This is a genomic window from Conexibacter woesei Iso977N (genome assembly GCF_000424625.1).
Classification (GTDB): domain Bacteria; phylum Actinomycetota; class Thermoleophilia; order Solirubrobacterales; family Solirubrobacteraceae; genus Baekduia; species Baekduia woesei_A.
In genome coordinates, this window is sequence record NZ_AUKG01000002.1 from 212550 (window position 1) to 237619 (window position 25070).

Below are 25070 nucleotides of genomic sequence, written 5' to 3' on the forward strand. Positions count from 1 at the left end.
TGCGGCTAACCGCCTTGCCGGACCGGCGTAGGTCCGGAAGGGTGTGCGCCAGACATGCAGACGACACTGGCGCAGTACAAAGAGACGCAGTCCAGCGACGCCTTCGCGCTTCAGAACTCGAAGCTGTTGAAGGTCTCGCTCGCGGGCCACACGATCCAGGCCAAGTTGGGGTCCATGGTCGCCTACCAGGGCGACGTGACCTTCGAGCACGCGGGGTCCGGCGGGATGTCGCGGATGCTCAAGAAGGCCGTGACCGGCGAGGGCCAGGACCTCATGAAGGTCACGGGCTCCGGCGAGGTGTTCCTGGCGGACTCCGCGCAGGACGTGCACCTGGTCTACCTCGAGGGCGACAAGATCACGGTCAACGGGCCGAACCTGCTCGCGTTCGACACCGACATCGCGTGGGACATCGAGCGCATCAGGGGCGCCTCGGGGATGATGGGCGGCGGCCTGTGGAACATGTCGCTGCAGGGGACCGGCTTCGTGGCGATCCTGTCGGACGGCCCGCCGGTCCTGCTCAACGTGGCGAGCGCGCCGACGTTCGCCGACGCGCAGGCCGCGATCACGTGGTCGGGCGGCGTGACGACCGCGATGAAGACCGACGTCAAGATGAAGAACCTGATCGGCAGGGGCTCCGGCGAGTCGGTCCAGATGGCGTTCCAGGGCGAGGGCTGGGTGCTCGTGCAGCCGTCCGAGGGCCAGGTCGTGGCGAGCGGGCCGCAGGGCAGCAACGGCGGCGCGCTGGGGAGCCTCCTGGGCGGCTGAGCCCGGGGGATGCGGGCACTTCACCTTGTATAGTCATGGGTGAATGCCCGTAGATCCCACGTGTCCGGTCTGCCAGACGGCGGACATCATCTGCGGGAAGTGGACGCTGTTGCTGATCCGCGACCTCGCGGAGGGGCACTCCCGCTTCTGCGAGCTGGAGCGGTCGCTGGCCGGCATCTCGCCGCGCACGCTGTCGCTGCGGCTGCGCGCGCTGGAGGAAGAGGGCATCGTCGAGCGTCACACCTTCGGCGAGGTCCCGCCGCGGGTCGAGTACGCGCTGACGCCGAAGGGCGTCGCGCTGCTCCCGATCATCGAGGACATGCGCTCCTACGGCGCGACCTGGCTCGGCGCCGAGTGCGGCGCCTCCGACGCAGAAGCTCCGGCGCTCGACGCCGAAGCGATCGCCGCCGCGCTGTAACGCCTTCGGCATTACGCGGAGGCGGCGGGCGACGGGCTCCCGACCCGTCGCCACCTCCACCAACAACCAGGCGTACCCCTACGTCCTGTGCGGGAAGTTCGGATGCTGCAACGGCCTGGTGTCCCGAAACTTGTGGCTTCATTCGCAACATCGCGCGGATGGTCGGGTTCCGGTCTCGATGGCACGGATGCGTGCATGGGTTGCGGATGGGGGACGTCGGGCTAGCTTTGGGGGCGTGGTCGCCCCGTCGCTCACGCGGCGGCGTGCCCTCGCGCTGGGTGCTGCCGCTGGACTGTCCTCCGTCGTCACCGCGTCGACGCCCGCATGGGCGCGCAGCGGTGCGCTGACCCGTGCGTTCTCGTTGCCCGTCGCGCGGTCGGCCTTCGGGCGCGGCCGGGCGACCGACGTCCTGCGCGCGCCCGCGCGCTTCGACCTGCTCGGCGTCGCGGGAGCGGCGCGCAGCGGGCTGGGCCTGGAGGTCCGGGTCCGCGCGCGCGGCGGCGCCTGGTCGCCGTGGGTGCCGCTCGGCTCCGGGCACGACCACCGCCCGGACGCCGGAACCGGCGCGCACGCCTCGGACCCCGTCTGGGCCGGCGGCGCCGACGAGCTGCAGCTGCGCGCCGCGCGGCGGCCCGCGGGCGCGCTGAGCGTCCGGTTCGTCGCGGTCTCGCCGCAGATCCGTCGCATCGCCCGTCCGGCCCGTGCACATTCGTCGCAGTTGGGCGCGACGCCGACGATCATCCCGCGCAGCGCGTGGGGTGGGGACGGCGTCAGGCCGCGGGCCGCGCCGGACTACGGCGACGTGCAGGTCGCGTTCGTCCACCACACCGTCTCCGCGAACGACTACGCGCCCGAGGACTCCGCCGGCATCGTCCTGTCGATGGCCAAGTACCACCGCGACGTCAACGGGTGGAACGACTTGGGCTACAACTTCGTCGTCGACAAGTACGGGCAGATCTTCGAGGGCCGCGCGGGCGGCATCGACCAGGCCGTCATCGGCGCCCAGGCGCAGGGCTACAACTCGCACTCGACGGGGATCGCGAACATCGGGACGTTCACCGCCGTCGGCCAGACCGACGCGGCCCTGGATGCGTTGAGCAAGCTGATCGCTTGGAAGCTCCCACTGCACGGCTCACCCGTCGTCGGCCAGGTGACGCTGACGAGCGCCGGCGGCGAGGACAACAGGTACCGGTCGGGCACGCCGGTGACGTTCCAGCGGATCAGCGGCCACCGCGACGGCGACGCGACCGAGTGCCCCGGCGACGCGCTCTACGCGCAACTGCCAACGCTGCGCACGAAGACCGCGGCGATCGCGCCCGCGGTGACCGCGCCCGTCGCCACGACCGCCGCGCTGGCGATGTCGCCGCCCGCGGCGTCGGCCGTGTACGGCTCGAAGGTCAGCGTGAGCGGGACCCTGCACCGTGGCGACGGCACGCCGCTCGCCGGCCAGAGGGTGCTGCTCCAGAAGCAGGGCTCGACCGGCTGGGTGACGATCGCGCGCACGACGTCCGGCTCCGACGGCACCTGGTCGGCCGGCGTCGCCTGGCGCGCGACCGGCAAGCTCCGCGCCCGCGCCGCCGTTCCCGGCGCCGCCGACCCCGCGGTGACCTCGCCGGTCTCGATCGCCTGCACGCCGTTGTTGGTGGCCAAGACCAAGACGACCCGCGTCAAGGCCGGCAGGTCCGTGCCCGTCTCCGGCACCGTCCGGCCGCTGGCGCCCGTCGTGGTGACGATCGAGAAGCAGGCCGCCGACGGCACCTACAAGAAGGTCGGCACGACGACGATCCGCCCACGCCGCGCGGCCTTCAGCTCCTCGATCCGCCTGACCAGGCCCGGCCTCTACCGCCTCACGCCGCACACCGGCTCCGGCCACCTCAAGGCCTCGGCGGCCGCGCTCTACGTCCGCGCGGTCCGCAAGCAGTCCGCGGTGCCGCCGGTCACCGGCGGGACGACCGCCAGCGCCTGACGCTAGAAGCCCGCCGGGTGGCGGACCTTGAAGCCCTTGTTGGACCGCAGTGCCGCCTGCCAGCGGGTGCCGCCCGCGGCCCTCTGGCCGGAGGTGTCGAAGCGGATGCCCGCGACGACGAGGTAGGTGTGGGTCTTGTTCGCGTAGATCGTGATCCAGCGGCCGGCGCCGGAGCGGCCCCAGGTCGACAGCTCGGTGGAGTCGAGCGTCGCGGCGAGGAGGCCGGCGCCGTGGAGCGCGAACGACACGCTGCCGGAGCAGTCGTAGGCGCTGTCGGTGAACGAGCCGTGGCCGCCGCCGTACTTGTAGGGCAACGTCGCGATCTGGTTGCCGGCGGCGATCAGCGCGGTCACCGCGGTGGGTGCGCCGGCGGGGGCGGCCGCGAGGCCGGTGGCCGGATCGACGGTCGCGGGGGCGACGGGCGCGGCGGTCGTCCCCGGAACCGTGGTGGATCCCGGAACGGCGGTGGTCGACGGCGCGGTCGCGGTCGGCACAGGCGCCCCTTGGGACGCCTGTGCCTGTGCCGCGGTGCCGCCGTGTGTGGAGCTCGTGTAGCTGGTGCCGCCGGTCCCGTCGGTCCTGCTCGCGGCATCCGCCCGGCCCGGAAGGACCACGACGACGCCGGCGATGAGGAACGCGAGAACGGCTCGGAGGGACATCAGCTGCCCCGGTCTTCGGCGTCCCCGTCCAGCCCTCCTCACCTAAAGATGCCGTTGCACGGCATTGCCCAGCGAAACCTCCACATCCCCTGCGCAAATCCGCCGGACATCCTGCAACGAACCTTGCGAAACGCAGGAGAACCGCCCACCTCAGGCGAAACGGCACGGCATGCGCAACCGCCAGCTGCACGCGGCGCTGGCCGCCTTCGCCGAGGAGGCCGCCTTCCAGCTCGCCTCGGACGCCGCCGACGGCGCCGAGCTCCCGTTCGAGGTCATCGAGCTGTCCGGCTCCCGCCGGGAGGCGCCGCTGTACTGCTACAGGCCGCTGACCGCCGACTTCATCGACGAGCGCCTGTCGATCCTCGGCCGCCTGACGAGCTTCGCGCCCGCCGTCCACGCGCTGGCGGCCTGCGGCGGCCTGGACGCCTACCTGGTCGCGCGCGGCGAGAACGGGTTCCCGGCCCAGCCGCGCGCCCGCGCCGAGGGCGCGCTGCGCCACTTCCTCACGCGCGTCTTCGAGGACCAGACCGACTTCGAGCTGACGACCGACCGCATGGCCCGCGCCTACGAGGAGCTCGAGTCGATCGTCATGGAGGGCCGCGCGCTGACCGAGGTCGTCGCGCCGATCCTCGGGCTCGCGCTGATGACCGACGAGATCCCGCTCGGCGAGGGCCTGTCGCTCACCCGCTCCGGCGCGCCGTGCCTCGACGACGCGCCCGCCGACGCGACCCGCCCCCGCGACGACGGCCACCAGGTCGTCCTCGCGCGCCTGACCTGGGAGGCCGCGCCCGGCGACGAAGCCCCGCTGCGCCACGCGCAGGTCCGCCTGCGCCGCCTGCTCACCGGCCTGCGCCTGTACGACGCGACCGGCTTCGTGCTCGCCCGGACCGCCTGGGCCCGGACCGGCGGCGGCGCCTGGCAGCCGTTCGCGCTCGGCGGCGGCGCGCGTCCGCGCGGCGTCTGCGTGGTTCCGCAACAGCAGGAGGACGAGCTGCGCGCGTTCCTGTCGCTGATCGGCCGCCGCACGCCGCGCGCCGGCGAGCTGGCGTGGGCGCTCGGCCGCTTCGAGCTGGCCACCGACCGCATGCGCCCGTCCGAGGCGCTGACCGACGTCCTGCTCGCCCTGCGCGCGCTGCTGGAGCCCGAGGGCCCGCAGACCGGCAGGCTCGCCGGCCGCGTCGCCGCCCTCTGCGCGCTTCCGGAGCAGCGCGCCCAGGTGACCGAGCGCATCGCGCACCTCGTCTCGCTGGAGCGCAGCGTCGTCGCCGGCGTCGCGCCCGAGGACACCGCGCTGGAGGATCCCGTCGAGGAGCTGACCGGCTGGCTGCGCGCGCTGCTGCGCGACGTCCTCTGCGGCCACCTCGACTCCGACCTGCGCGCGGTCGCCGACGAGATGTTCGCCGAAGAAGACGCGCGCCAGCGGACGATCGTCTAGCGCTGCTCGCGGGCGCGCGTCGCGATGCGGCGCGCGATCGCGTGGGCGGCGTCGCGCACGGATCCTGAGCGGTCGACCCGCGGCTCGTAGGCCGAGAGGGCGGCGGCGGCGACGGTCGTGTTGTCGAAGACCGTGTCGATCGCGTCGAGGACCTCGTCGGTGGTGGGGCCACCGGCGCAGGCGTAGCGGTTGGCGCGGCCGACGCGGTCGGCGTCGAGGACGTCGAGGTCGACGTGGAGGTAGGTCCGGAACGGGAGGAAGTCCGGGGCGAGGCCGACCACGACGCCGGAAGCGTCAAGATGTAGGCGTTGGTAGTCCGCGAGGTCGCGCACCCCTACAACTTGGACCGCGGACTCCAGCACGGGCGTGAAGCCGGGGATCGCGCGGGCCGACGCCTGCCACGCGCTGCCGGTCACGATCGAGAGCGCCTGGACGTCCATCGAGCCGGAGAGGTTGTCCTCCGGCGTGTCGAGGTCGGCGTGCGCGTCGAACCAGACGGCGCCGTCGGCGCCCGCGCCCGCGACGGTCGCCGCCGCGCTGATGCAGCCGCCGCTGAGCACGAGCGGGAACGCGCCGCGCCCGACCGCCGCCCGGACCGCCAGCGCGTGCGCGCGCAGGAGGTCGAAGATCCGCGTGACCTCGCCCGCCAGCGGGTCGGCGGACGCGGCGATCCGCTCCAGCGTCGGCGTCCAGCCACAGGCGGCAAGGACATCATGAAGTTCCCTGTCGCCCGCCAGCAGCGACGCGCCCGCGCCCATCCCGAGGTCCGGCGTCCCCGCCTCGAACGGCCAGCAGATCAGCGCGAGCGGGGGATAGGAGAAGCGGTCGCCCATCAGAACGCGGCACCGGCGAGCAGCGCGGCGCGCGCGTCGCCCTCGGCGAAGAGGTGGCGGTGGACGCGGACGAGGCCGTCGACGTCGTGGACGTCGCCGTCGAGCTGGGGCACGACGATCGGGTCGGGGTCGCCGGTGGCGGCGGCGAGGCGGGCGAGGGCGGACTCGTCGCGCGCCGCGAGGACCCGGAACTCGTCGAGGGTCCGGAGTGCCTTGCGCGCGAGCGCGGCGTCGCCGTCCAGCGCGGCGGCGATCTCGTCCAGCGACGGCGGCGCCGACGGCGCGAGGATGTGCACGCGGTTGACGACGAGCCCGCCGAACGGCAGCCCCGCCTCGCGCAGCTTGCCGCGGAAGAAGATCGCCTCCTCGCGCGCCTCACGCTCGGGCGAGGTGACGATCAGGAACGTGGTCCCGTCATCGGCCAGCAGCGCCTTGACCGCCGCCGCACGCTCGCGGAACCCGTCGAGCACGCCGCTCAAGGCCAGGAAGAACCCGGACAGGTCGTTCATGAGGTCCACGCCGGTGACGCGGCGCAGCACGCCGAACACCACGCTCGTCCCGCGCCCGACGAGCTTGGCCGCCAGCCCCGACGGCGCCAGGAACATCCGCAGCGCGCGGCCCTCCAGGAAGCCCGTCAGCCGGTCCGGCGCGTCGAGGAAGTCCAGGGCGTTGCGCGACGGCGGCGTGTCGAGCACGATGACGTCGAACCGCCCGCTGCGTTCCAACTCATACAACTTGGCGATCGCCGTGAACTCCTGCGACCCCGCGACCGCGCTCGACAGCTCGCGGTAGATCCGGTTCTCCAGGATCTCGTCGCGCGCCGCGGCGTCCGGGGCGAGCGTCGCGATCAGCTCGTCGAACGTCCTCTTGGGGTCGAGCATCAGCGCCCACAGCTCGCCGCCGTCACCGATGACGATCCCGTGGCCGGCGAAGCGCGCGTCGTCGACGCGCTTGGGCTCGCCGCCCAGCTGCGCGATCCCCAGCGCGTCCGCGAGCCGCCGCGCGGGGTCGATCGTCACGACGCACACGCGCGCGCCGCGCGCCGCCAGGCCCATCGCGACCGCCGCCGAGGTGGTGGTCTTGCCCACGCCGCCGGACCCCGCGCACACCACCACGCGCTTCCCGGCCAGCCGCTCGATCAGGTCACCGTTCATCGCAGCAGCTCCTCGCCGAGCCGCGCGAGCTGGTCGCCGCTGAGCCCCTCGTGTTCGAACAGGTACGGCAGCGTCCGGACCGGGACGCCCGCGCCGAGCCCGCGCCGCAGCCGCGAGACCTGCGCGCGGTGCGCCCGCGCACGTGCCTCCTCGACGCGCGCCGCCCGGACCGCCCGCGCGGCGGGCGCGCCGGCGCCGGCACCCGCAGCTTCGCCAGCGGCAGCCAGCGCGCGCGCCTCGGCGCTCCGGAACCGTCCCGGCAGCACGCCGTTGACGACCACCGCCGCCAGGTCCTGGCCGCCCAGCTCCGTCCGCAGCGCGTCGCGCAGCGACAGCGTCTCGTTGACCGGCATCTCCTCCGCGGTCGCGACCGCCAGGATCGCCGTGCGCGCGGGGTCGACCAACATGTCGTGGATCTTCCCGCCCTGCCGCGCGACCGGTCCCACGCGCGCGGCGCCCGCGAACGTCCCCGGCGCGGTCAGCACCGCGACGCCGTGACCGGTGGCGGGCGCGTCGAGGATCACGAGGTCATACGGATGCGCGCCCGGCGTGCGCCGGTCCGGCTGGGCCAGCTCCCAGACCTTCCCGACCGTCAGCAGCTCGCGCAGCCCCGGCGTCGCGGCGACGAGGTAGGAGAACAGCCGCGACGACGCCAGCACGTCCGCCAGCCCGCGCGGGAGCTGGTCCTTGACGTACTCCTCCAGCGCCGACTCGGGGTCGATCGAGATGTGGTGCAGCCCGTCGCCGAGGTCGCGCTCGACGAACGTCCTGGCGTCGCCGGCCTCGCCGAACGCTCGCGACACGTCGTCGCGCGCCGCGACCTCGGCCACGATCACGCGCAGCCCGCGCGCCGCCGCGGCCGTCCCCAGGGCAGCGGAGACCGTCGACTTCCCGACGCCGCCCTTCCCGGTGACGACGAGCAACGGCTTCGACAGGAGCGGCTCGATGGACAGGCTCCGGACCCTATCGGCGTCGATCGATCGTCCAGGAGGTGGCAGAGCGCTAACACCCGGCGTCAAGAAGCCGATGTCGCTTTGACCATGTCACTTTCGCCCAGCTTCCCGCAGGGAGCACCGACGCTGGCCGAAGTCCTGTTGCAGCGGACCTTCGCCAAGCCGCCCGAGCCGTTCGTCGACGGTGAGCTGACCAAGGCCCTCGCCACGGCGGGACCCGCGGTCACGGTCGCCATCGAGGCGGCCGCCGAGTCCGGTTCCAGCTCGTCCGACGCGCACACCGGCGAGTCCGACGCCGAGCCGGCGGACGGCTCCACCCGTTCATCGGACGACAGCACGTCCGGTCGCAGCGTGGACGTCCGCGTGTAGACGTCCGGCCAAAGCCGCTCAACCCCGGGAGGAAACGACCGAAAGGGAGCGAATCCCCCTCGCGATGGGTCCCGAACCGACCACGACGGAGCATTCCGTGAGGGAGACAGCATCCCGATGAAGGTGATCGCCTTCGCCAACCAGAAGGGCGGCGTCGCCAAGACGACGACCACCCTGAACCTCGCCGTCGCGTTCGCCGAGAAGGGCAATCGCGTCCTGTGCGTCGACATGGATCCTCAGGGCAACCTGACCATGTCCCAAGGGATCGACCCCGACACGGTCGAGACGTCGATGTACGACGTCCTGGTCCACCACATGCCCATCAAGGACGTGATCCGCTCCCGCGAGATCGACGTGGCCTGCGCCTCGATCGACCTTGCCGGCGCCGAGATCGCGATGTCCGCCCAGATCGGGCGCGAGCGCTCTCTGCAGAAGGCGTTCAGGGCGATCGAGGACGACTACGACTTCATCTGCATCGACACGCCGCCGAGCCTTGGGCTGCTCACGATCAACGCCCTGACGGCCGCGGACAAGGTGATCGTCCCCGTGCAGTGCGAGTATCTCTCCATGCGCGGGTTGATCCAGCTGCAGAACACCCTCCAGATGATCCGGGAGAACCTCAACCCGGACGTCGAGATCGAGGGCATCCTGCCGACCCTCATGGACACCCGCACGGTCCATGCCAAGGAGGCCATCGAGATCCTGGAGGAGAACTTCGGGGACCGTGTCTTCGCATCGCGGATCAAGAAGACGATCCGTTTCGCGGAGGCCCCTGTGAAGGGGATGTCGGTCCTGAAGTACGATCCGGACGGGATGGCCGCCCAGTCCTATCGCGATCTCGCGACGGAGGTTCTCGCCAATGGCAAGCGGTAAGCGCGCGAGCATGCGGGAGGGCCCCCTGGCGGCCCTCTTCCGCCGCACCGACGAAGACGTTCCCGAGGAGACGACGCCCGCCGCGGCGCCGCAGGCCGACGCGCCTGCGAGCGAGCAGCCGCAGGCGGCCGCTCCCGAGCAGCCCGCGGCTCCGGCCCCGGCGCCCGTTCCCGAGCAGCCGCGCGCCGAGGCGCCGGCCGCTCCGGTCCCGGCCGCTCCGGCTCCGGTGCAGGAGCCGGTCGCGCAGCAGTCGTTCGACCCGCCCGTCCCGCCGGCCACGCCGGCGGCGGCCCGGCGGCGCGAGCCCGACCCGCTGCGGGACTCCGGCCCGGCGCAGACGCCGCCTCCGCACCCGCGCGAGACCGGCTACCCGCACCCGTCGCTGAACGCCGACGAGGCCGCGCGCCCGTCGGCGCAGGAGCGGCTGCGCAACGCGTTCGCCGCCGACCTGCCGGAGGACATCCTGGCGCCCGAGCCGGCCCGCACGCCGGAGCCCGAGGCTCCCGCCGCGCCGCCCGCTCCCGCACCGGTCGCCGAGACGCCCGTCGCCCCGCCTGCGCCGCCCGCGCCTGCTGCCCCCGTGGCAGCGGCTCCGGCCCCCGCGGCGGACCCGTACGCGCGCTCCGCGAACGCCTACGACGAGTCGCCGTGGCCCGCGAAGGTCGCCGGCTCGCCGGTGATCCGCGTCGTCGGCGTCGGTGGCGCCGGCGTCAACGCGGTCAACCGCATGGTCGAGGCCGAGGTCCAGGGCGTGGAGTTCCTCGCCATCAACACGGACCTCCAGTCGCTCCAGCAGTCGACCGCCGACATCACGCTGCACATCGGCCCGCAGGTCACGCGTGGCCTCGGCGCCGGCTCCAACCCGGACCTGGGTCGCCAGGCCGCGATGGAGGAGTACGACCGCATCAAGTCGCTCATGAAGGGCAGCGACATGGTGTTCATCGCCGCCGGCTCCGGCGGCGGCACGGGCACCGGCGCGGCGCCGATCGTGGCGCGCATCGCCCGTGAGATCGGCGCGCTGACCGTCGGCATCGTCACGAAGCCGTTCGGCTTCGAGGGCTCCCGCCGCTCGCAGCAGGCGACGCTCGGCATCGAGCAGCTCCACGCCGAGGTCGACACGCTGATCGTCGTCCCGAACAACCGCCTGCTCAGCGTGCTGGACAAGCACACGTCGATGGTCGACGCGTTCCGCGTCGCCGACGACGTGCTGCGCCAGGGCGTGCAGGGCGTGTCGGACCTGGTGACGCTCCCGGGCATCATCAACCTCGACTTCGCTGACGTCCGGACGATCATGTCCGAGGCCGGCGCCGCCCTGCTCGGCATCGGCATGGGCGTCGGGGACAAGCGCGCGCTGGAGGCGGCCGAGCAGGCCGTGTCCTCGCCGCTGCTGGAGACGAGCATGGAGGGCGCACGGTCGATCCTCCTGTCGATCACCGGTGGTCGCGACCTGTCGCTGTGGGAGGTCAACGAGGCGGCCAAGGCCGTCGCGGCGGCCGCCCACCCGGACGCGAACATCATCTTCGGCGCGATGGTCGACGACAAGCTCGAGGACCAGGTCTGGGTGACGGTCGTGGCCACGCGCTACAGCGACCAGCCCAAGCGCCGCTCGGCGCCCGTCGAGGAGCCGGCCGGCGAGCCGCGCATAGAGCGTGTGACCCCGTCCTCGCGTGAGGCTGCGCAGCCGCGGCAGCGCATCACCGCGAGCCGCGGGACCGGCGGAGTGGTCTCCGACCTCGACGTCCCGGAGTTCCTGCCGCGCCGCTAGCGCACGGTGGAGAGCGACACTTCCCGAAGCACCTTCGAGGGCCCGCGCCGACCGCGGGCCCTCGGTCGTTCCGCGACCACCGGGCGGTGGTCGCCACCGTGCGTATCCCGCGCAGGTTGTAGGACTACGAGGCGCAGCCGGACTGCGGCGACTCGGCGCCCTGCGCGTCGAGCCACGTCCGGAAGCCCTCGGCGGCCATCGGCCGGCCGAGGTGGAAGCCCTGGGCGACGTCGCAGCCCGCGTCGCGCACCGCGAACCAGGCGCGCTGCGTGGCGACGCCCTCGGCGACGACCTCCAGGTCCAGCGCGTGGGCCAGCGCGACGATCGAGCGGACGATCGCCGCGTCCTCGTGCGAGTCGGCCATGTCGCGCACGAACGAGCGGTCGATCTTCAGCGCGTCGACGGCCAGGTGCTTCAGGTAGGCCATCGACGAGTAGCCGGTCCCGAAGTCGTCGAGCGACAGCCGGACGCCGAGCTCCTTGAGCTCGTGCAGGACGCCGATCGGCCCGACCGCGTCGGCCATCACGAGCTCCTCGGTGATCTCCAGCTCCAGGAGGCGCGGCGGCAGCCCCGCCTCGCTCAGCAGCGCGGCGACCTCCGCGGGGAGGTCGGGGTCCATCAGGTTCGTGACGCTGAGGTTGACCGCGACGGTCAGCTCGCGGCCGCTCGCGCGCCAGGCGGCGCACTGGCCGACGGCGTCCTCGATGACGTGCAGCGCCAGCGGGCCCATCAGCCCGGCGCGCTCGGCCAGCGGCAGGAACGCGGCGGGCGGCATCAGCCCGTGCTCGGGGTGGCGCCAGCGCACGAGCGCCTCGGCGCCGCGCACGGCGCCGGTCCGGACGTCGGCCTGCGGCTGGTAGTGCACCTCGAGCTGGCCGGACTCCAGCGCGGCGTGCAGCTCGGCGGTCAGCGCCAGGCGCGCGGGGGAGTGCCTGTCGCGATCCGGGGAGTAGATCTCGATCGACGTGCGGTGCGTCTTGGCGAGGTGCATCGCGACGTCGGCGCGGCGGGCGAGGCCGGTCGCGTCGGCGGCGTGGCGCGGCGCGAGCGCGATCCCGATGTTCGTGCCGAGGCGCAGCCCAAGGCCTTCAACTTCCAGCGGCGCCTCGAGCAGGCCGCGCAGGCGGCGCCCGACGGCGGAGGCCTCGTCGGCCTGCTCGCCGGTCAGCAGGACGGCGAACTCGTCGCCGCCGACGCGGGCCAGGAGGTCGGCCTCCAGCGCCACGTGCTCCAGGCGGCGGGCGACCTGGCGCAGGACGAGGTCGCCGGCGTCGTGGCCGAGCGTGTCGTTGACGTCCTTGAAGGCGTCGACGTCGAGCAGCAGCAACGCCGCGCGAGCGTCGGGTTCGGTCAGCGCCTCTTCGAGGCGTCGGTGCAGGGCCTTGCGGTTGGCGAGGCCGGTGAGGTCGTCGCGCAGGGCGTCGTGGCCGGCGAGGTCCAGTTCGCGCAGCGGTTTGGAGTCTTCAACGGGGGAGGATGGAGCGCGGTGGCGGCGGGGAAGGCGCCAGTCGCGGGGACGGAGGGAGGGCATGGGACCAAGGATCGCGCCTCGAAGTGGTCTACACCACCGGGGGACCGAAGGGTCCGCAGCCGCACACGGACCTCCACCGATCGGAGGATGGTGGGGGTCAGCCGATCGGCAGGCGGGCCAGGACGGTCGTCCCTCCACCGTCCGGCTCGCCGCGCAGGTCCAGCGTGCCGCCGACGGCCTCGACGCGCTGGGTCAGCGACGCCAGGCCGATGTGGCCGTTCATCGGCGCGGCGGCGACCGCGTCGGCGTCCAGGCCGCGGCCGTCGTCGGCCACTTCCAGCAGGACCGTGCCGTCCTGGCGGGCGACGGTGACCTGCACGACGTCGGCCTGCGCGTGCTTGGCCGCGTTGTTGAGCAGCTCGCGCGCGACCGACAGGACCAGCTCGTCGCGCAGGCCCGCGGCCGCGGGGTCGACGCTGACCTCGGCCCGGAACGAGCCCTGGCGTGCGGCCTGGTCGGCCGCCGCCTGCATCGCCGCTTCGAGACCACCATGTTGCAGGACGACCGGGTGCAGCGCGTGGACGGCCTCGCGCAGGAGCTTGACCGCGCGCTCGACGCCCTCGCGCGCGTAGCCGAGCATCTCGTCGCGCGTGACCGAGTCATCGGCCACGCCCGCGGCCTCGACGAGGTCCTGGCGGGCGGCCAGCAGGTCCTGCAGCGCGCCGTCGTGCAGCTGCTCGGAGATCCGCTGGCGCACGCGCTCCTCGGCCTCCAGGTTCTCGGCGACCAGGCGCCCGCGCAGCGTGGCGAGCGCGGCGATCTCGGCCTCGTGGCGCAGGCGCTCGATCGCGGTCGCCAGGAACGAGGCGAGCGCGCTGAGGAACGCGGAGTTCTGTGCGGCTCCCGCCACTCCGGGAGTCAGCGAGTGCAGCGCGATGATCCCGAACGGCTGCGGGTCACCCTGCACGGCGACGGTCGCGGTCGAGCGGATCCCCATGCCGCGCAGGTACTCCGAGTAAGGCTGCTCGGGCTCGTCGAGCCAGTCGTCGACGACGATCGGCTCGACGACCTCCAGCGCGTTGCGGCCGATCGACGCCTGGCCGGCCGGGATCGCCGTGCCGCGCTGGACGTCGCCGAGGCCGAGCATCGAGGCGTAGGCGAACGAGCCGTCGCCCTGCAGCGCGAGCACGTGGGCGATGTCGACGTCGAGGAGGTCCAGCGCGACGCGGCAGACCTCGTCGAAGAGCATCTTGAGGTCGTTGCTGCCGAGCGCGAGCTGGCCGAGGCGCGCGATCGCCTGCGACTGCTGGTCGATCCGGCGCTGGCCGGTGACGTCCTGCATCGTGCCGCGCACGTAGGTGTCGTCGCCGGACTCGTAGGCCTCGCCGCGGACCGAGATCACGCGGCGGCCCGGGCCGTCCGGGCGGGGGATCGAGAACTCCAGCGTCCACGGCTCGCCGGTCGCGGTCAGCGCCTGCACGTCCTGCCAGCGCTCGATCTCGTGGGGCAGGCTCAGCGGGATGATCTCGTCGCCGGTCAGCGGCGGCAGCTTGGGGTCGCGGCCGAAGAGGCGGTAGGTGCCCTCCGACCAGACGACCGCGCCGTCGGAGACGCGCCACTCGAACGAGCCGATGTCGGCGAGGCGCTCGGCCTCCGCGAGGCGGCGCTCGTTGACGCGCAGCTCGGTGACGTCCTGGGTCGTGCCACGCAGCAGGTAGGGCTCGCCCTGCTCGTCGCGCAGGGCCTCCATGACGGTCGAGACCCAGCGCTCGCGCGGGTAGAGCTGGCGGTACTCGACGTGCACCGGGCCGGGCTCGGCGTACATCTGCGCGCGGGCGTCGAGCAGGCGCTGGTGGTGGGCCGGGTCGACGCGGTCCAGGAGCTCGTCCATGCCCCACGGCTCGTCGTCGGGGGTCTGGCCCTGGATCAGGAACATCTCGCGCGAGTAGTGGCGGATGCCGGTCCGGAGGTTCCACTCCCACGACCCGACGTGCGCGACGTGCTGGGCGTCCTCCATGCGGCGGATCGCGGCCTGGGCGTCGCGCAGCGCGCGGCGCTCGTCGGTGATGTCGCGCGCGGCGCCGTAGACGACGCCCTCGTTGGGCTCCAGTGCGCTCGACCAGCGCAGCCAGACGTAATGGCCGTCGGCGTGGCGGTAGCGGTTCTCGTAGGCGGCCGAGGCGCGGCCGGCGGAGACGAGCGCCAGCTCGGTGCGGGTGCGGCGGACGTCGTCCGGGTGCTGGAACTCGTAGATCGAGTGGCCGATCATGTCCTCGGCGCGGTGGCCGAGGACGCGCTGCCAGGACGGGTTGACGCTGACGATCCTGGCGTCGACGTCGACCACGATCAGGAGGTCCAGCGAGACGCTGAACAGCTCCTGTGCGTGATGGGCGTCGATCCCGCCGCTCACTCCAGCAGTCCCGCCCGCATCGCCGAGGCGACCGCTGCCGCGCGGTCGGAGACCCCGAGCTTCTCGTACAGGGACTGGAGGTGGGTCTTGACGGTCGACGGGCTGAGGTGGAGCTGGCGCGCGATCTCGGGGGCGGAGCCGCCTTCGGCGATGAGGCGGAGGACCTCCTGCTCGCGGGGGCTCAGGACCGGGCGCGATTCGGTCTCGCGCAGCTGGATCTGCGCGGCGAGGCCGGACTGGATCTCGGGGCTCAGGACGGTCTGGCCGCGGGCGACGGCGACGACGGCGTCGAAGATCGTGGAACGGTCCGCCTCTTTGGAGAGGTAGGCCGCGGCGCCGAGGGCGACCGCGCGGTAGACGAGCTCGGAGTCGACGTGGGCGGAGAGGAAGACGACGCGCGTCTGGATCCGCTCGCGGGCGATCGCGTTCAGCACTTCCGTCCCTGTTAGCCCGGGCATGCGCACGTCGAGCACGGCGACGTCAGGCGTCAGACGGCGGATCTCGGGCAGCGCGGTGCGACCGTCGGCGGATTCGCCGACGAGCTCCAGGTCCGGGCGCTCCTTGATCGCCCGGCAAAGACCCTCTCGGTACATCGGGTGGTCGTCGGCGACGAACACCCGCACACGGCTCATGCCGCCTTATAACTGCTCAACGCAGTGCGAGCAAGCGGCGGCAGATGTCGTCGCGCGCCAGGTCCTTGCTGAGGAGCACCGCCACACCGGCCGCGGCGGCCGCATGTTCGAGCTCCTCCGTTGATGAGCCCGTCAGGAGCACCACCGTGATACCGCCCAGTTCCTTGAGGCGGCGGGCGACTTCCAGGCCGTCGAGCCCGGGCATCCTGACGTCCAGGAGCGCGATGTCGGGCGACGCCTCGCGGATGACCTGCAGGGCTTCGGCGCCATCGGCCGCTTCGCCCACGAGATCGAGCGTGCCGAACCGCCGGATGGCTCGGGCAAGCCCCCGTCGGTAGGTCTCGTGGTCATCGGCGATCACGATGCGCATGGTCTCGCGTGCGATCCGGCGACCGCCTCCATCCAGCGCGGTCACAGCGGGATACAGCACACCCCGTATTTCGTCCCGACGGGGTGGGAAAGGCCATCGTCCGATCGGATGGTCCACCGGGGGAAGTTCGCACGAAGACCGCAAATTGGTCGCGCCTCTCGATACACGCGCCTCGTCGCCTCTGGTCGCGCCACCGCCGCGGGGCGGTCGGCGCCAGTTACTCCGCCGACGTCTCGCCACCAAAGCGTCGTTTCTGACACCGCGGGATCGTCGCGCTCTCCGCACATCCTCGGTACACGCACTCCGTCGCGTCTGGTCGCGCCACCGCCGCGGGGCGGTCGGCTGCGGCGGTCGCGCCGTCGTCTCGCCACCGATGCGTGGTCGCGCCTGGCATGCCGACCGCGCGCGCTCTCCGCGGTGGCTTGCCGGAGCGGCTCGGCGGGGTGGGCGTGGGCCTGGCAGGATGCCGCGACATGGAGGGGATCGTCGCCGCCGGGCATCCCGTGTCCGCGGAGGCGGGTGCGGTTGTGCTGCGGGCGGGTGGCAATGCGGTCGATGCGGCGGTGGCGGCGTGTCTGGCGTCGTGGGTCGCGGAGCCGTTGCTCACGGGGCCGGGCGCCGGCGGCTATCTCATGGTCGGGGGAGGTGGCGTCGAGGAGCCGGTCCTGTTGGACTTCTTCGTCGCGGCTCCCTCGGACGGCGAGCGGGCGGAGCTGGTCCCGGTCGACGTCTCGTTCGGCGACGCCGAGCAGGTCTTCCACGTCGGCGCCTCGTCGTGCGGCGTGCCGGGCGTGACGGCGGGGCTGGAGGAGGCGGTCACGCGCTGGGGCTCGCTGCCGCTGGCCGACCTGGCCGCGGGCGCGGCGGCGCTGGCCCGCGATGGCGTCGCGCTGACCGAGATCCAGGGCTACCTGTTCGAGATCCTCGAGGGGATCCTGGTCTCGACGCCCGAGGCCGCCGCGGTCTTCGCCCCCGGCGGGCGCGCGCTGCGCACGGGGGAGACGTTCCGGAGCGACGAGCTCGCCGTGACGATCGAGCGCTTCGGCCGCGACGGCAGCGCCCCGTTCATGACCGGCGACCTCGCCGCCGCGACCTCCGAGTGGGTCCTGCGCCACGGCGGCACGCTGACCGCGAGCGACCTGTCGTCCTACTCGGTCGCGTCGCGCGCGCCGCTCGCCGTGCCCTACCGCGACCGCACGGTCCTGACCAACCCGCCGCCGTCGGCCGGCGGGACGCTCCTCGGCCTCGCGCTCTCCCACCTCGACGCGCTGCCCCGCTCCGGTCCCGCCGAGCTGATCGCCGCGATGGCCGCCGCCCAGGACGCGCGCACGCCCGAGTTCACCTCGCGCCTGGGCAGCACCACCCACATCTCCGCCATCGACGCGACCGGCCTCGCCTGCGCAGTGACGTGCACCAATGGGGAAGGCAGCGGGCTCGTCGTCCCCGGCACCGGCATCCACATCAACAACGTCATGGGCGAGGAGGACCTCAACCCCCTCGGCTGGTTCCACGCGCCGCCCGGAACCCGGATGCCCTCGATGATGGCCCCGACCCTCCTGCTCGACCGAGCAGGCGCCGTCCAGCTCGCCCTCGGCTCGGCGGGCTCCAACCGGATCCGCTCGGCGCTCCTGCAGCTCTTGGTCAACATCATCGACAACTCGATGTCGGTGCACGACGCCGTCGAAGCCCCGCGCCTCCACCTCGAGGGCACGACCGTCTACACCGAGCCCGGGATCACGCTGCCACCCCTCGACCCGCCGCTCACCCACACACCCTTCCGCTCCCGCAACCTCTTCTTCGGCGGCGCCCAAGCCGCCGCCGCCAACCTCACCGCCGCGGGCGACCCCCGCCGCGGCGGCGCCAGCGCGGCGGCTTGACGCCGCGTCAGGCGACGACATCGGCGAGGGCGAGACGCCGACGCGTGCCAACCACGTCTTCTACGCAGCGATCGTCGCTAAACGGGAGTGCCCTGCTGCAACAACTCACCGCTGCGCTGGAGCCGCGCGAAGAGCTCGTCGTACGTCAGCACGGTCACGGAGGACATCGACCGGCGGAACAACGCCAGCGAACGTTGCTGCGAACGTGACATGCCGGCGACCTCCAGATCCCCGGCCAGCACGACGCAGTGCGGGTCGGGGGCTTCGAGGTCGGGCTCGTCGCGGGTCAAACTGTAGAACTCGTTCAGGAGGGTGGACCGGTAGTTCAGCACCTGCATGCACGCGCCGAGGAGCTCTTGCGACGGAGTCCAAACGCCTTGGCGGTACTCCTTCCCCAACAGCGTCGCTGTAGGGCTCTTGATCTCGATGAGCGTGGCGTTGCTGTGCTCTTTGATGATGAAGTCGAGCACGCCGCCGCCGCTGTTGTGGAGGCTCTTACCGCCCACGTAGCACTTGGTCTTGAGTCCGACGCCCACGGTCTGGGCGAGCGTGAGCAGAAGTCCTGGGCGGTCAGTGAAGTACCGCTGCCAGAACTCCTCGTCGCCGTTGCTGCGCTCCTTCTGCCAGGTCCTTAACGCTTCGTTCAGGACGCTCGTCGCATCACTGGACGGCACCATCGCTGCTGCAACGCGCGCCAACGCGTCGGTTCGCCAGCTGGCCAGGACGGGCGCGGGGAACTCAGCGGGGGATCGATCCACGACGGCATGGTGAGCAGCGCACAGCATTATCAGGTTGTCGGGAGCGGAGGTCTCGGCCTCCGTGAGGTCGGGGTCGTACCGCGGTCCGCCGGGCCGTAGCGCATGGATGTGTGCGATCTCGAGCCCGTGCCTCTCCGCCGTATGTGAAAGCCCGAACGAGCAATCCGGCACCATGCAACGACCACCCGACTGCTCGAGCAACAACGTTCGAAGCTTCATGTTGATTCGGGGCACGCAGGAACCGTAGCCACGGTCGCCTGCCGGTGTACCGGATAGCGTGTCGCCCTACCGCCTGCAGCCGCAAGTACCGTCTGTGGCATGGCCAAGAAGCGCTCGTTCCAGGACCTGACGCCGCAGCAGCAGGGGATGGCCGTCGCGGCGGTTGCGGTTGCGGTGCCGTTGATCGTGGCGTCGCAGAGGGATCTGTCGCATCGGGATGGCGATGCCGTCCGTGGGCCGAAGGCGCTGTGGCGCCTGCTGTGCCTGAACGGCGCGGGCGCTGTCGCGTACTTCGCGGTGGGGCGGCGGCGCGGCTGAGCGCCGGGTGCGGCAGGATGCCGCCCCGGATGCCCCGCCGCCGCAGCAGAGTCGTCGCCATCGCCGTGTCCGCCGTCGCCGCCGGCGTCGTGGCCGGGTGCAACGCGCCGCGGCCGGCGGACCTGTTCCTCGTCGAGCGCACCGGGTCGATCCCGGGCGCGAGGCTCACGCTGCGGCTGACCGACGACGGCGGTGCGTACTGCAACAGGCAGAAGCGCGCCGAGCTGACGTCGGCGCAGCTGATCTCCGCGCGCGCGATCCGGCGGGAACTCGACGGCGGCGACGACTCGGCCGGCAACGACGACGACACGAGGGCGCTCGCGAAGAGGCACGTGAACCTCAAGCCCGCCGCCGGGATCACCAGCTACCAGTACAGGGTGCGCTCGCAGCAGGGCGAGGTCGCGTTCGCCGACACCTCCAAGGGCCAGCCGCAGACGTTCTACAGGCTCGCCCAGCTCACCCGCGAGATCGCCATCAGGAACTGCAAGCTCCCGCGCTGAGCACGCCGAAGACGAACCACGGCAGCGTCGTCAGCCGCTCCCACGCGACCGGGTCCGCGACCTCGCACGCCGGCAACGGCTGCGGCTCGACCCACCGCTCCAGCACCAGCCCGGACGCCGCGATCGATGCCTCCATCGCAGCGAGCGACCGCGCGTAGAACCGTACGTCGAACCCCTCGCCGCCCTTCTCCCAGCGGTCGCAGACCAAGGCAACGTCCTTGCCTTGCGTCGCCGGGAACGCCCGCGCCGTCATCTCCGGATGGTGCGTCGAGAACACGATCCGCCCACCCGGCGCCAGCACCCGCGCCAGCTCGCCCAGCACCGGCTCCCAGTCCCGGACGTAGTGCATCATCAACGACGCGGCCACCAGGTCGAACGCCCCGTCGGCGAACGCGCGCAGCGCGCCGTCGGCGACGTCGCCGACCACGAACGTCGCGCCAACGGCGCGCGCCCGCGCCACCGCCACCATCTCCGGGCTCACGTCCACGCCCACCACCGGCCCCGCGCCCCGCGCGACCAGCTCCACCGCCAGCGCGCCCGCGCCCGCCCCGAGGTCCAGCACGGACCGGCCCCGCACGTCGCCCAGCAACCCCAACATCGCCGGCCGCTCGTACAGCGAGTTGTAGGCGTTGCTCTCGTCCGCCACGTAGGCCGCGGCCATCGCGTCGTACACGCCGCGCGCGTCGACCTCGTCGTCGTACCCCATGCCATCAGGATCCCTGATGCCGTCGATGAGAGATCGTCATCGGGCACGCCCCTCGAACCTGGGACACTCGAACGCAGACCCCACGATGTCCGCACGCGCCTGGCTCTCCCTCTCGATCACCGCCGCCCTCTGGGGCGCGTCCTACATGTTCATCAAGGTCGCGCTCGACGGCGGCCTCTCCGAGGGCTTCATCATCGCCACCCGGACGCTCATCGGCGCCGCCGTGCTCGCGCCGATGGCGATCAGGGCCGGCGTGATCCCGATGGTCCTTCAGCGCAAGGGCTACTCGCTCGCGCTCGCCGCCGCCCAGGTCGTCGTCCCCTTCGGCCTGATCACCTTCGGCGAGAACCACGTCCCCAGCTCACTCGCCGGGATCCTCGTCGCCACCGCGCCGCTGTTCATCGCGATCCTCGCGGTGAAGGTCGACCCCGACGAGCGCTCGCACGGCTGGGGCCTGGTCGGTGTCCTCGTCGGGATGGTCGGCGTCGTCCTGCTCTTCGGCCTCGACCTCTCCGGCGACACCGACACGATCGTCGGCGGGCTGATGATCGTCGGCTCCGGCCTCTGCTACGCGATCGCGGTCCTGATCGCCAAGCGCGGCTTCACGGGCGTCCCGCCGGTCGGCGTCGCGGCGTCGAACCTCGCGATCTCCGGCGTCATCTGGCTGCCGGTCGCGCTCGCCACGCTGCCCACGCACAGCCCCGGGACCAACGCGATCCTCTCCATGCTCGCCCTGAGCGTCGGCGGCACCGGCATCGCGTTCCTGTTCTTCTACACCTCGATCGCGCAGGTCGGCCCGGCGCGCGCGTCGATGGTCTCCTACGTCGCGCCCGCGTTCAGCGTGGTCTACGGCGTGATCCTGCTGAACGAGTCGCTCACCGTCGCGACCGTCGCCGGGCTGGTCCTGATCCTTGGGGGCTCGTGGCTCGCCGCCTCCGGACGGCTGCCCCGGTGGCTCAGCCGAAGCGAACCTTCCCATTCGAGCGCGCCCGAGCCTGCGCGCGCTCGATGAAGTCCAGCCGCTTCATCGCCGCGTTGAACAGCCGCGTCAGCAGCCGCATCCGCGCGTTCTCCGACCGCAGGTCCAGCAGCCCCTGCTTGGCGTCCGGGCCGAAGTCCACGGTCGCCGCCATCTCGTAGGCGGTCAGCGGCTCCAGCACCTCGGGCTCCAGGACCTTGTCGGTGGCCTCGGTCACCAGCGACGAGTACGCGGCGTGCGCGGCGTCGACGGTCCCGGGGTCGACCGGCTCGGCCTTGTCGTCGAGGAACTCGACCTCGCCGGCGGGGTAGACGTGGTCGAACTTCTCCTCCAGGACCCGGAACGGCCGGGTCCCGCGCGTGAGGATGTCCATGCGCCCGTCCTCGTGGCGCTCCAGCACCTCGGTGACCTCCACCGCGCAGCCGTTGGCCTTCAGCCCGTCGTCGGCGGCCCAGATGATCCCGAACTCGCGCCCGGACTCCAGGACGTCGGCGATCATCGCCTTGTAGCGGTCCTCGAAGATGTGCAGCGGGATCACCTCGTGCGGGACCGCGGCCAGGCCGAGCGGGAAGAGCGGGAAGTCGTCGAGGTGCTCGCTCATGGTCCGATTGTAGGTTGACCCGAGCGCGCCGTCGCGCCGTAGTCCGAGGGATGGGAGACGCCACCGCGATCGTCTGGTTCCGCCGCGACCTGCGCGTGCACGACCACCCAGCGCTGCACGCCGCGCGCGCGGAGAACGATCGGGTGATCCCGTTGTTCGTGGTCGACGACGCGCTCATCCACGGTCGTTACGCGTCGCCGACGCGGGCGCGCTTCATGCTCGGCTGCCTGGCGGAGCTCGACCGCGCGCTCAAGGACATGGGGTCGGGGCTAGTCCTACGCCATGGTCCGCCCGCGGACGCGGTGGTGGAGGTCGCGCGCGAGGCGGGCGCGAGCGCCGTGTACTGGACCAGCGACGTCGCGCCCTACGCGCGCCGCCGCGACACGCGCGTGACCGGGGCGCTGGAGGACGCGGGCATCACGGCGCGGCCGTGCGGCGGCGGCTACCTCGTGGACGTCTCGAAGCCGCGCACGCAGGGCGGCAGGCCCTACACGGTGTTCTCGCCGTTCCACCGCGCGATCGCCGACGTGGAGCGCCGTCCGGTCCACCGCGCGCCCGCCGACCTGCCGCCGCTGCCCAGCGGGCTGAGGAGGGGGCGGCTGCCCAGCGCGGAGGCGCTGAGGCTCGACCCCGGCGTCCCGGACCCCATCGCCGAGCCCGGGGAGGACGCGGCCCGCGCCGCCCTGCAGCGCTGGCTCGACGGCCCGCTGGACGGCTACGCCGACCGACATGATGCCCTTGAAGGCGGCACGTCGATCCTGTCGCCCTACCTGCGCTGGGGCTGCCTGAGCGCTCGGGAATGCGAGGAGCGCGCGGACGCCCGCGGCGGCGCCGGCGCGGCGGCGTTCACCCGCCAGCTCGCGTGGCGTGACTTCTACGCCCACCAGCTCCTGATGTTCCCCGACAACACCAACACGGAGTTCCAGGCGCGCTATCGCGACCTCAGGTGGGAATACGACGACGAGGCGCTCCAGGCCTGGAAGGACGGCCTGACCGGCTTCCCGCTCGTCGACGCCGGGATGCGCCAGCTCGCGCACACGGGGTGGATGCACAACCGCGCGCGGCTGGTCGTCGGCTCGTTCCTGACCAAGGACCTGCACTTGGACTGGCGCGACGGCGAGCGCCACTTCGCGCGGCTGCTGCTCGACGGCGAGCCCGCGCAGAACAACGGCAACTGGCAGTGGATCGCCTCGACCGGCGCGGACCCCGCGCCGTACTTCCGGCGGATGTTCAACCCGATGATCCAGCAGCGCAAGTTCGATCCGGACGGCGCCTACGTACGGCGCTGGGTGCCCGAGCTGCGCGACGTCCCGGTCAGGCGCCTGCCCGAGCCGTGGACGATGAGCGACGCTGAGCAGCACGACGCGGGCTGCGTGATCGGCAGCGACTACCCGGCGCCGATCGTCGACCACGCCCACGAGCGCGAGGTCGCCAGGCAGCGCTACGGCGCGGCGGCCGGTTGAGCGCTCCGGAAAGCGGGCAGCGCACGAGACATGCGCATCTCCTTCCTGGGCACCGGCATCATGGGCGCGCCGATGGCCCGCCACCTCGCCGAGGCCGGCCATGACGTCACCGTCTGGAACCGGACGGCCGACAAGGCGCGGCCGCTGGCGGAGGCCGGCGCGCACGTCGCGGAGGACGTCGCAGCGGCGACGACCGGCGCCGAGGTCGTCGTCACGATGCTCACCGACGGCGCCGCGGTCGAGGAGGTCATGCGCGAGGCCGCACCCGCCGCGCCGGACGGCGCGCTGTGGTGGCAGGCCTCGACGGTCGGGATCGCCGGGACCGAGTCGCTCGCCGCGCTGGCCGAGGACGAGGGGCTCACGCTCGTCGACGCGCCCGTGCTCGGGACCAAGGGACCGGCGGAGAGCGGCGACCTGGTGGTGTTGGCGTCCGGCCCGACCGACGCCATCAACAAGTTGCAGCCGCTGTTCGAAGCCGTCGGGAGCAAGACCATCATCTTGGGCGACGCGCCCGGCGCGGCGACGCGCTTCAAGTTGGTCATGAACCACTGGGTGCTCGCCGTGACCGACGCGATCGCCGAGACGATCTCGTTCGCCCAGGGCGTCGACCTCGACCCGAGCCTGTTCCTCGAAGCGATCGAGGGCGGCGTGCTCGACATCGGCTACGCCCACCTCAAGGGCCCCGGGATGATCGACGGCGAGCTGCCGGTCGCCTTCCCGCTCAAGCACGCGCTCAAGGACGCGGACCTGATCCTGGAGGCCGCCGAGCGCCACGACCTCGACCTCGACCTCGCGACCACCGTCCGCAACCGCTTCGCCCGCGCGGCCGACGAGGGCCACGGGGACGAGGACATGGGGATGGTCGTCGAGGCCTCCAGGCCCGCGACCTAGAGCGGGTGGCAGGACAGCCGCAGGAACCCGCACCGCTCCGCGCGGCCGATGACCCAGCCGGCGGGGATCGGGCCCCAGAAGCGGCTGTCGTCGGAGTTGCCGCGGTTGTCGCCGAGCAGGAAGACGTAGCCCTTGGGCACCGAGATCGGCCGCGGCATGGAGCAGATGTCCCCGATGCCCGCGGGGCAACGCGCGATGAACGGCTCGTTCGCCGTCCTGCCGTCGACGATCGTCCGCCCGCCGCGGATCGCGACCGACGCCGGCCCGACCGCGACGACGCGCTTGATGAAGGTCTCCCTCGCCGCGCCGCGCGTCGGCCGCGGGCACGCCTGGTCCTCGCTGTGCGCGGCGCCGCAGGTGTTCGTCTCCGCGCCGGTGGGCGGGTGCAGGACGACGACGTCGCCCACCCGCGGCGCGTGGTGGTCGTAGACCTTGGTGTCGGCGAGGAAGTGCGTCCCGACCTTGATCGTCGGCTCCATCGCGCCGCTCGGCACGCGGTACGCGTGGTAGCCGTGCCTGACGGTCGCCGCGCCGCCGACGAGCAGCACCAGCGCGATGCACGCCCCGACCGCCAGCACCGCCACGACCAGCCAGCGCCTCCTGCTGCGCGGCAGCTCGGGCGGCGAGGAAACCGCATCGGGGCTCACCGGTTCGGACACGTGCGGGGTTGTGTCCGCGGCGCGTC

The 25070-nt window shown here is 72.7% G+C and carries 24 protein-coding genes and 1 pseudogene; 13 read left to right on the top strand and 12 right to left on the bottom strand.

Features of this window, described 5'->3' with window-relative positions; genetic code table 11:
* Positions 1 to 54: 54 nt before the first annotated feature.
* The 3 genes from H030_RS0113210 to H030_RS37050 all read left to right on the top strand — a co-directional run bounded on the left by H030_RS0113210 (position 55) and on the right by H030_RS37050 (position 3149).
* Positions 55 to 765, top strand: coding sequence for an AIM24 family protein (locus H030_RS0113210; protein ID WP_027006451.1), 711 nt, complete (start codon positions 55 to 57; stop codon positions 763 to 765).
* A gap of 43 nt (positions 766 to 808) precedes the next feature.
* Complete coding sequence (locus tag H030_RS0113215; protein WP_027006452.1) at positions 809 to 1183, top strand: winged helix-turn-helix transcriptional regulator; 375 nt, start codon at positions 809 to 811, stop codon at positions 1181 to 1183.
* Between the two features lie 235 nt (positions 1184 to 1418).
* Complete coding sequence (locus H030_RS37050; RefSeq protein WP_051222601.1) at positions 1419 to 3149, top strand: N-acetylmuramoyl-L-alanine amidase; 1731 nt, start codon at positions 1419 to 1421, stop codon at positions 3147 to 3149.
* 2 nt (positions 3150 to 3151) lie between these two features.
* Here H030_RS37050 and H030_RS37055 read toward each other — a convergent pair whose 3' ends face one another.
* The gene (locus H030_RS37055; protein WP_051222603.1) at positions 3152 to 3808 is read right to left on the bottom strand and encodes a hypothetical protein; all 657 of its coding nucleotides are present in this window, start codon (positions 3806 to 3808) and stop codon (positions 3152 to 3154) included.
* Positions 3809 to 3977: 169 nt separating this feature from the next.
* Between H030_RS37055 and H030_RS0113230 the strand changes: the two genes are divergently transcribed.
* A complete protein-coding gene (locus tag H030_RS0113230) occupies positions 3978 to 5243 on the top strand; it encodes a hypothetical protein (RefSeq protein ID WP_027006453.1) in 1266 nt (421 codons plus the stop codon).
* Here H030_RS0113230 and H030_RS31925 read toward each other — a convergent pair.
* Genes H030_RS31925 through H030_RS31935 form a run of 3 tightly spaced genes read right to left on the bottom strand, consistent with a single transcriptional unit; the run spans position 5240 to position 8153 of the window.
* Positions 5240 to 6076 (bottom strand): arginase family protein, encoded by an 837-nt coding sequence (locus H030_RS31925; RefSeq protein WP_035127652.1) that lies wholly within the window; start codon positions 6074 to 6076, stop codon positions 5240 to 5242. The genes H030_RS0113230 and H030_RS31925 overlap by 4 nt on opposite strands.
* Entirely contained in the window at positions 6076 to 7230 is a 1155-nt protein-coding gene (locus H030_RS31930) for an ArsA family ATPase (RefSeq protein WP_051222605.1), read from the bottom strand. The genes H030_RS31925 and H030_RS31930 overlap by 1 nt, the downstream gene beginning before the upstream one ends.
* On the bottom strand, positions 7227 to 8153 hold the full coding sequence (locus tag H030_RS31935) for an ArsA family ATPase (RefSeq protein ID WP_051222606.1): 927 nt from the start codon (positions 8151 to 8153) through the stop codon (positions 7227 to 7229). Before H030_RS31935 ends, H030_RS31930 begins: the two co-directional genes overlap by 4 nt.
* Before the next feature lie 117 nt (positions 8154 to 8270).
* Here H030_RS31935 and H030_RS0113250 point away from each other — a divergent pair, with 117 nt between their 5' ends.
* The 3 genes from H030_RS0113250 to ftsZ all read left to right on the top strand — a co-directional run bounded on the left by H030_RS0113250 (position 8271) and on the right by ftsZ (position 11190).
* The gene (locus H030_RS0113250; RefSeq protein ID WP_155892031.1) at positions 8271 to 8552 is read left to right on the top strand and encodes a hypothetical protein; all 282 of its coding nucleotides are present in this window, start codon (positions 8271 to 8273) and stop codon (positions 8550 to 8552) included.
* A 117-nt stretch (positions 8553 to 8669) separates the two neighbouring features.
* Complete coding sequence (locus H030_RS0113255) at positions 8670 to 9425, top strand: ParA family protein (RefSeq protein ID WP_035127654.1); 756 nt, start codon at positions 8670 to 8672, stop codon at positions 9423 to 9425.
* 10 nt (positions 9426 to 9435) lie between these two features.
* Positions 9436 to 11190 carry a cell division protein FtsZ gene (ftsZ, locus tag H030_RS31940; RefSeq protein WP_196809121.1) on the top strand — a complete coding sequence of 585 codons (1755 nt, stop codon included), beginning with the start codon at positions 9436 to 9438 and terminating at the stop codon, positions 11188 to 11190.
* Positions 11191 to 11314: 124 nt separating this feature from the next.
* Here ftsZ and H030_RS31945 read toward each other — a convergent pair whose 3' ends face one another.
* From H030_RS31945 to H030_RS31955, 4 genes are all read right to left on the bottom strand, one after another.
* Positions 11315 to 12721, bottom strand: coding sequence for a putative bifunctional diguanylate cyclase/phosphodiesterase (locus tag H030_RS31945; protein WP_051222607.1), 1407 nt, complete (start codon positions 12719 to 12721; stop codon positions 11315 to 11317).
* A 97-nt stretch (positions 12722 to 12818) separates the two neighbouring features.
* Positions 12819 to 15071: a PAS domain-containing protein gene (locus H030_RS37060; protein ID WP_051222608.1), complete on the bottom strand. Its 2253-nt coding sequence runs from the start codon at positions 15069 to 15071 to the stop codon at positions 12819 to 12821.
* Entirely contained in the window at positions 15068 to 15703 is a 636-nt protein-coding gene (locus H030_RS0113275) for a response regulator (protein WP_027006456.1), read from the bottom strand. The genes H030_RS37060 and H030_RS0113275 overlap by 4 nt, the downstream gene beginning before the upstream one ends.
* A gap of 16 nt (positions 15704 to 15719) precedes the next feature.
* Entirely contained in the window at positions 15720 to 16118 is a 399-nt protein-coding gene (locus H030_RS31955; protein ID WP_155892032.1) for a response regulator transcription factor, read from the bottom strand.
* Between the two features lie 428 nt (positions 16119 to 16546).
* On the opposite strand from H030_RS31955, the gene H030_RS0113285 reads away from it, so the two are divergent.
* A complete protein-coding gene (locus H030_RS0113285) occupies positions 16547 to 17950 on the top strand; it encodes a gamma-glutamyltransferase (RefSeq protein WP_035127655.1) in 1404 nt (467 codons plus the stop codon).
* A gap of 77 nt (positions 17951 to 18027) precedes the next feature.
* On the opposite strand, the gene H030_RS0113290 is transcribed toward H030_RS0113285, so the two are convergent.
* Complete coding sequence (locus H030_RS0113290; protein WP_155892033.1) at positions 18028 to 18942, bottom strand: Shedu anti-phage system protein SduA domain-containing protein; 915 nt, start codon at positions 18940 to 18942, stop codon at positions 18028 to 18030.
* Positions 18943 to 19026: 84 nt separating this feature from the next.
* Here H030_RS0113290 and H030_RS0113295 point away from each other — a divergent pair, with 84 nt between their 5' ends.
* Positions 19027 to 19245 carry a hypothetical protein gene (locus H030_RS0113295; protein WP_027006459.1) on the top strand — a complete coding sequence of 73 codons (219 nt, stop codon included), beginning with the start codon at positions 19027 to 19029 and terminating at the stop codon, positions 19243 to 19245.
* A 29-nt stretch (positions 19246 to 19274) separates the two neighbouring features.
* Positions 19275 to 19745 (top strand): hypothetical protein, encoded by a 471-nt coding sequence (locus H030_RS0113300; protein WP_027006460.1) that lies wholly within the window; start codon positions 19275 to 19277, stop codon positions 19743 to 19745.
* Here H030_RS0113300 and H030_RS0113305 read toward each other — a convergent pair.
* Positions 19720 to 20451 (bottom strand): class I SAM-dependent methyltransferase, encoded by a 732-nt coding sequence (locus H030_RS0113305; protein WP_051222612.1) that lies wholly within the window; start codon positions 20449 to 20451, stop codon positions 19720 to 19722. The genes H030_RS0113300 and H030_RS0113305 overlap by 26 nt on opposite strands.
* 85 nt (positions 20452 to 20536) lie before the next feature.
* On the opposite strand from H030_RS0113305, the gene H030_RS0113310 reads away from it, so the two are divergent.
* Positions 20537 to 21463: a DMT family transporter gene (locus tag H030_RS0113310; protein WP_027006462.1), complete on the top strand. Its 927-nt coding sequence runs from the start codon at positions 20537 to 20539 to the stop codon at positions 21461 to 21463.
* Here the strand turns inward: H030_RS0113310 and H030_RS0113315 are convergent.
* Complete coding sequence (locus tag H030_RS0113315) at positions 21408 to 22031, bottom strand: LON peptidase substrate-binding domain-containing protein (protein ID WP_027006463.1); 624 nt, start codon at positions 22029 to 22031, stop codon at positions 21408 to 21410. The two genes, H030_RS0113310 and H030_RS0113315, sit on opposite strands and share 56 nt — an antisense overlap.
* A gap of 50 nt (positions 22032 to 22081) precedes the next feature.
* On the opposite strand from H030_RS0113315, the gene H030_RS0113320 reads away from it, so the two are divergent.
* Both H030_RS0113320 and H030_RS40670 read left to right on the top strand, forming a co-directional pair.
* A complete protein-coding gene (locus tag H030_RS0113320) occupies positions 22082 to 23494 on the top strand; it encodes a cryptochrome/photolyase family protein (RefSeq protein ID WP_027006464.1) in 1413 nt (470 codons plus the stop codon).
* Positions 23495 to 23509: 15 nt separating this feature from the next.
* Positions 23510 to 24385: pseudogene (locus tag H030_RS40670) on the top strand (NAD(P)-dependent oxidoreductase); the annotation flags it as partial.
* Here H030_RS40670 and lepB read toward each other — a convergent pair.
* Complete coding sequence (gene lepB, locus H030_RS31965; RefSeq protein ID WP_051222614.1) at positions 24382 to 25032, bottom strand: signal peptidase I; 651 nt, start codon at positions 25030 to 25032, stop codon at positions 24382 to 24384. The pseudogene H030_RS40670 and the gene lepB overlap by 4 nt on opposite strands.
* Positions 25033 to 25070: the final 38 nt, after the last annotated feature.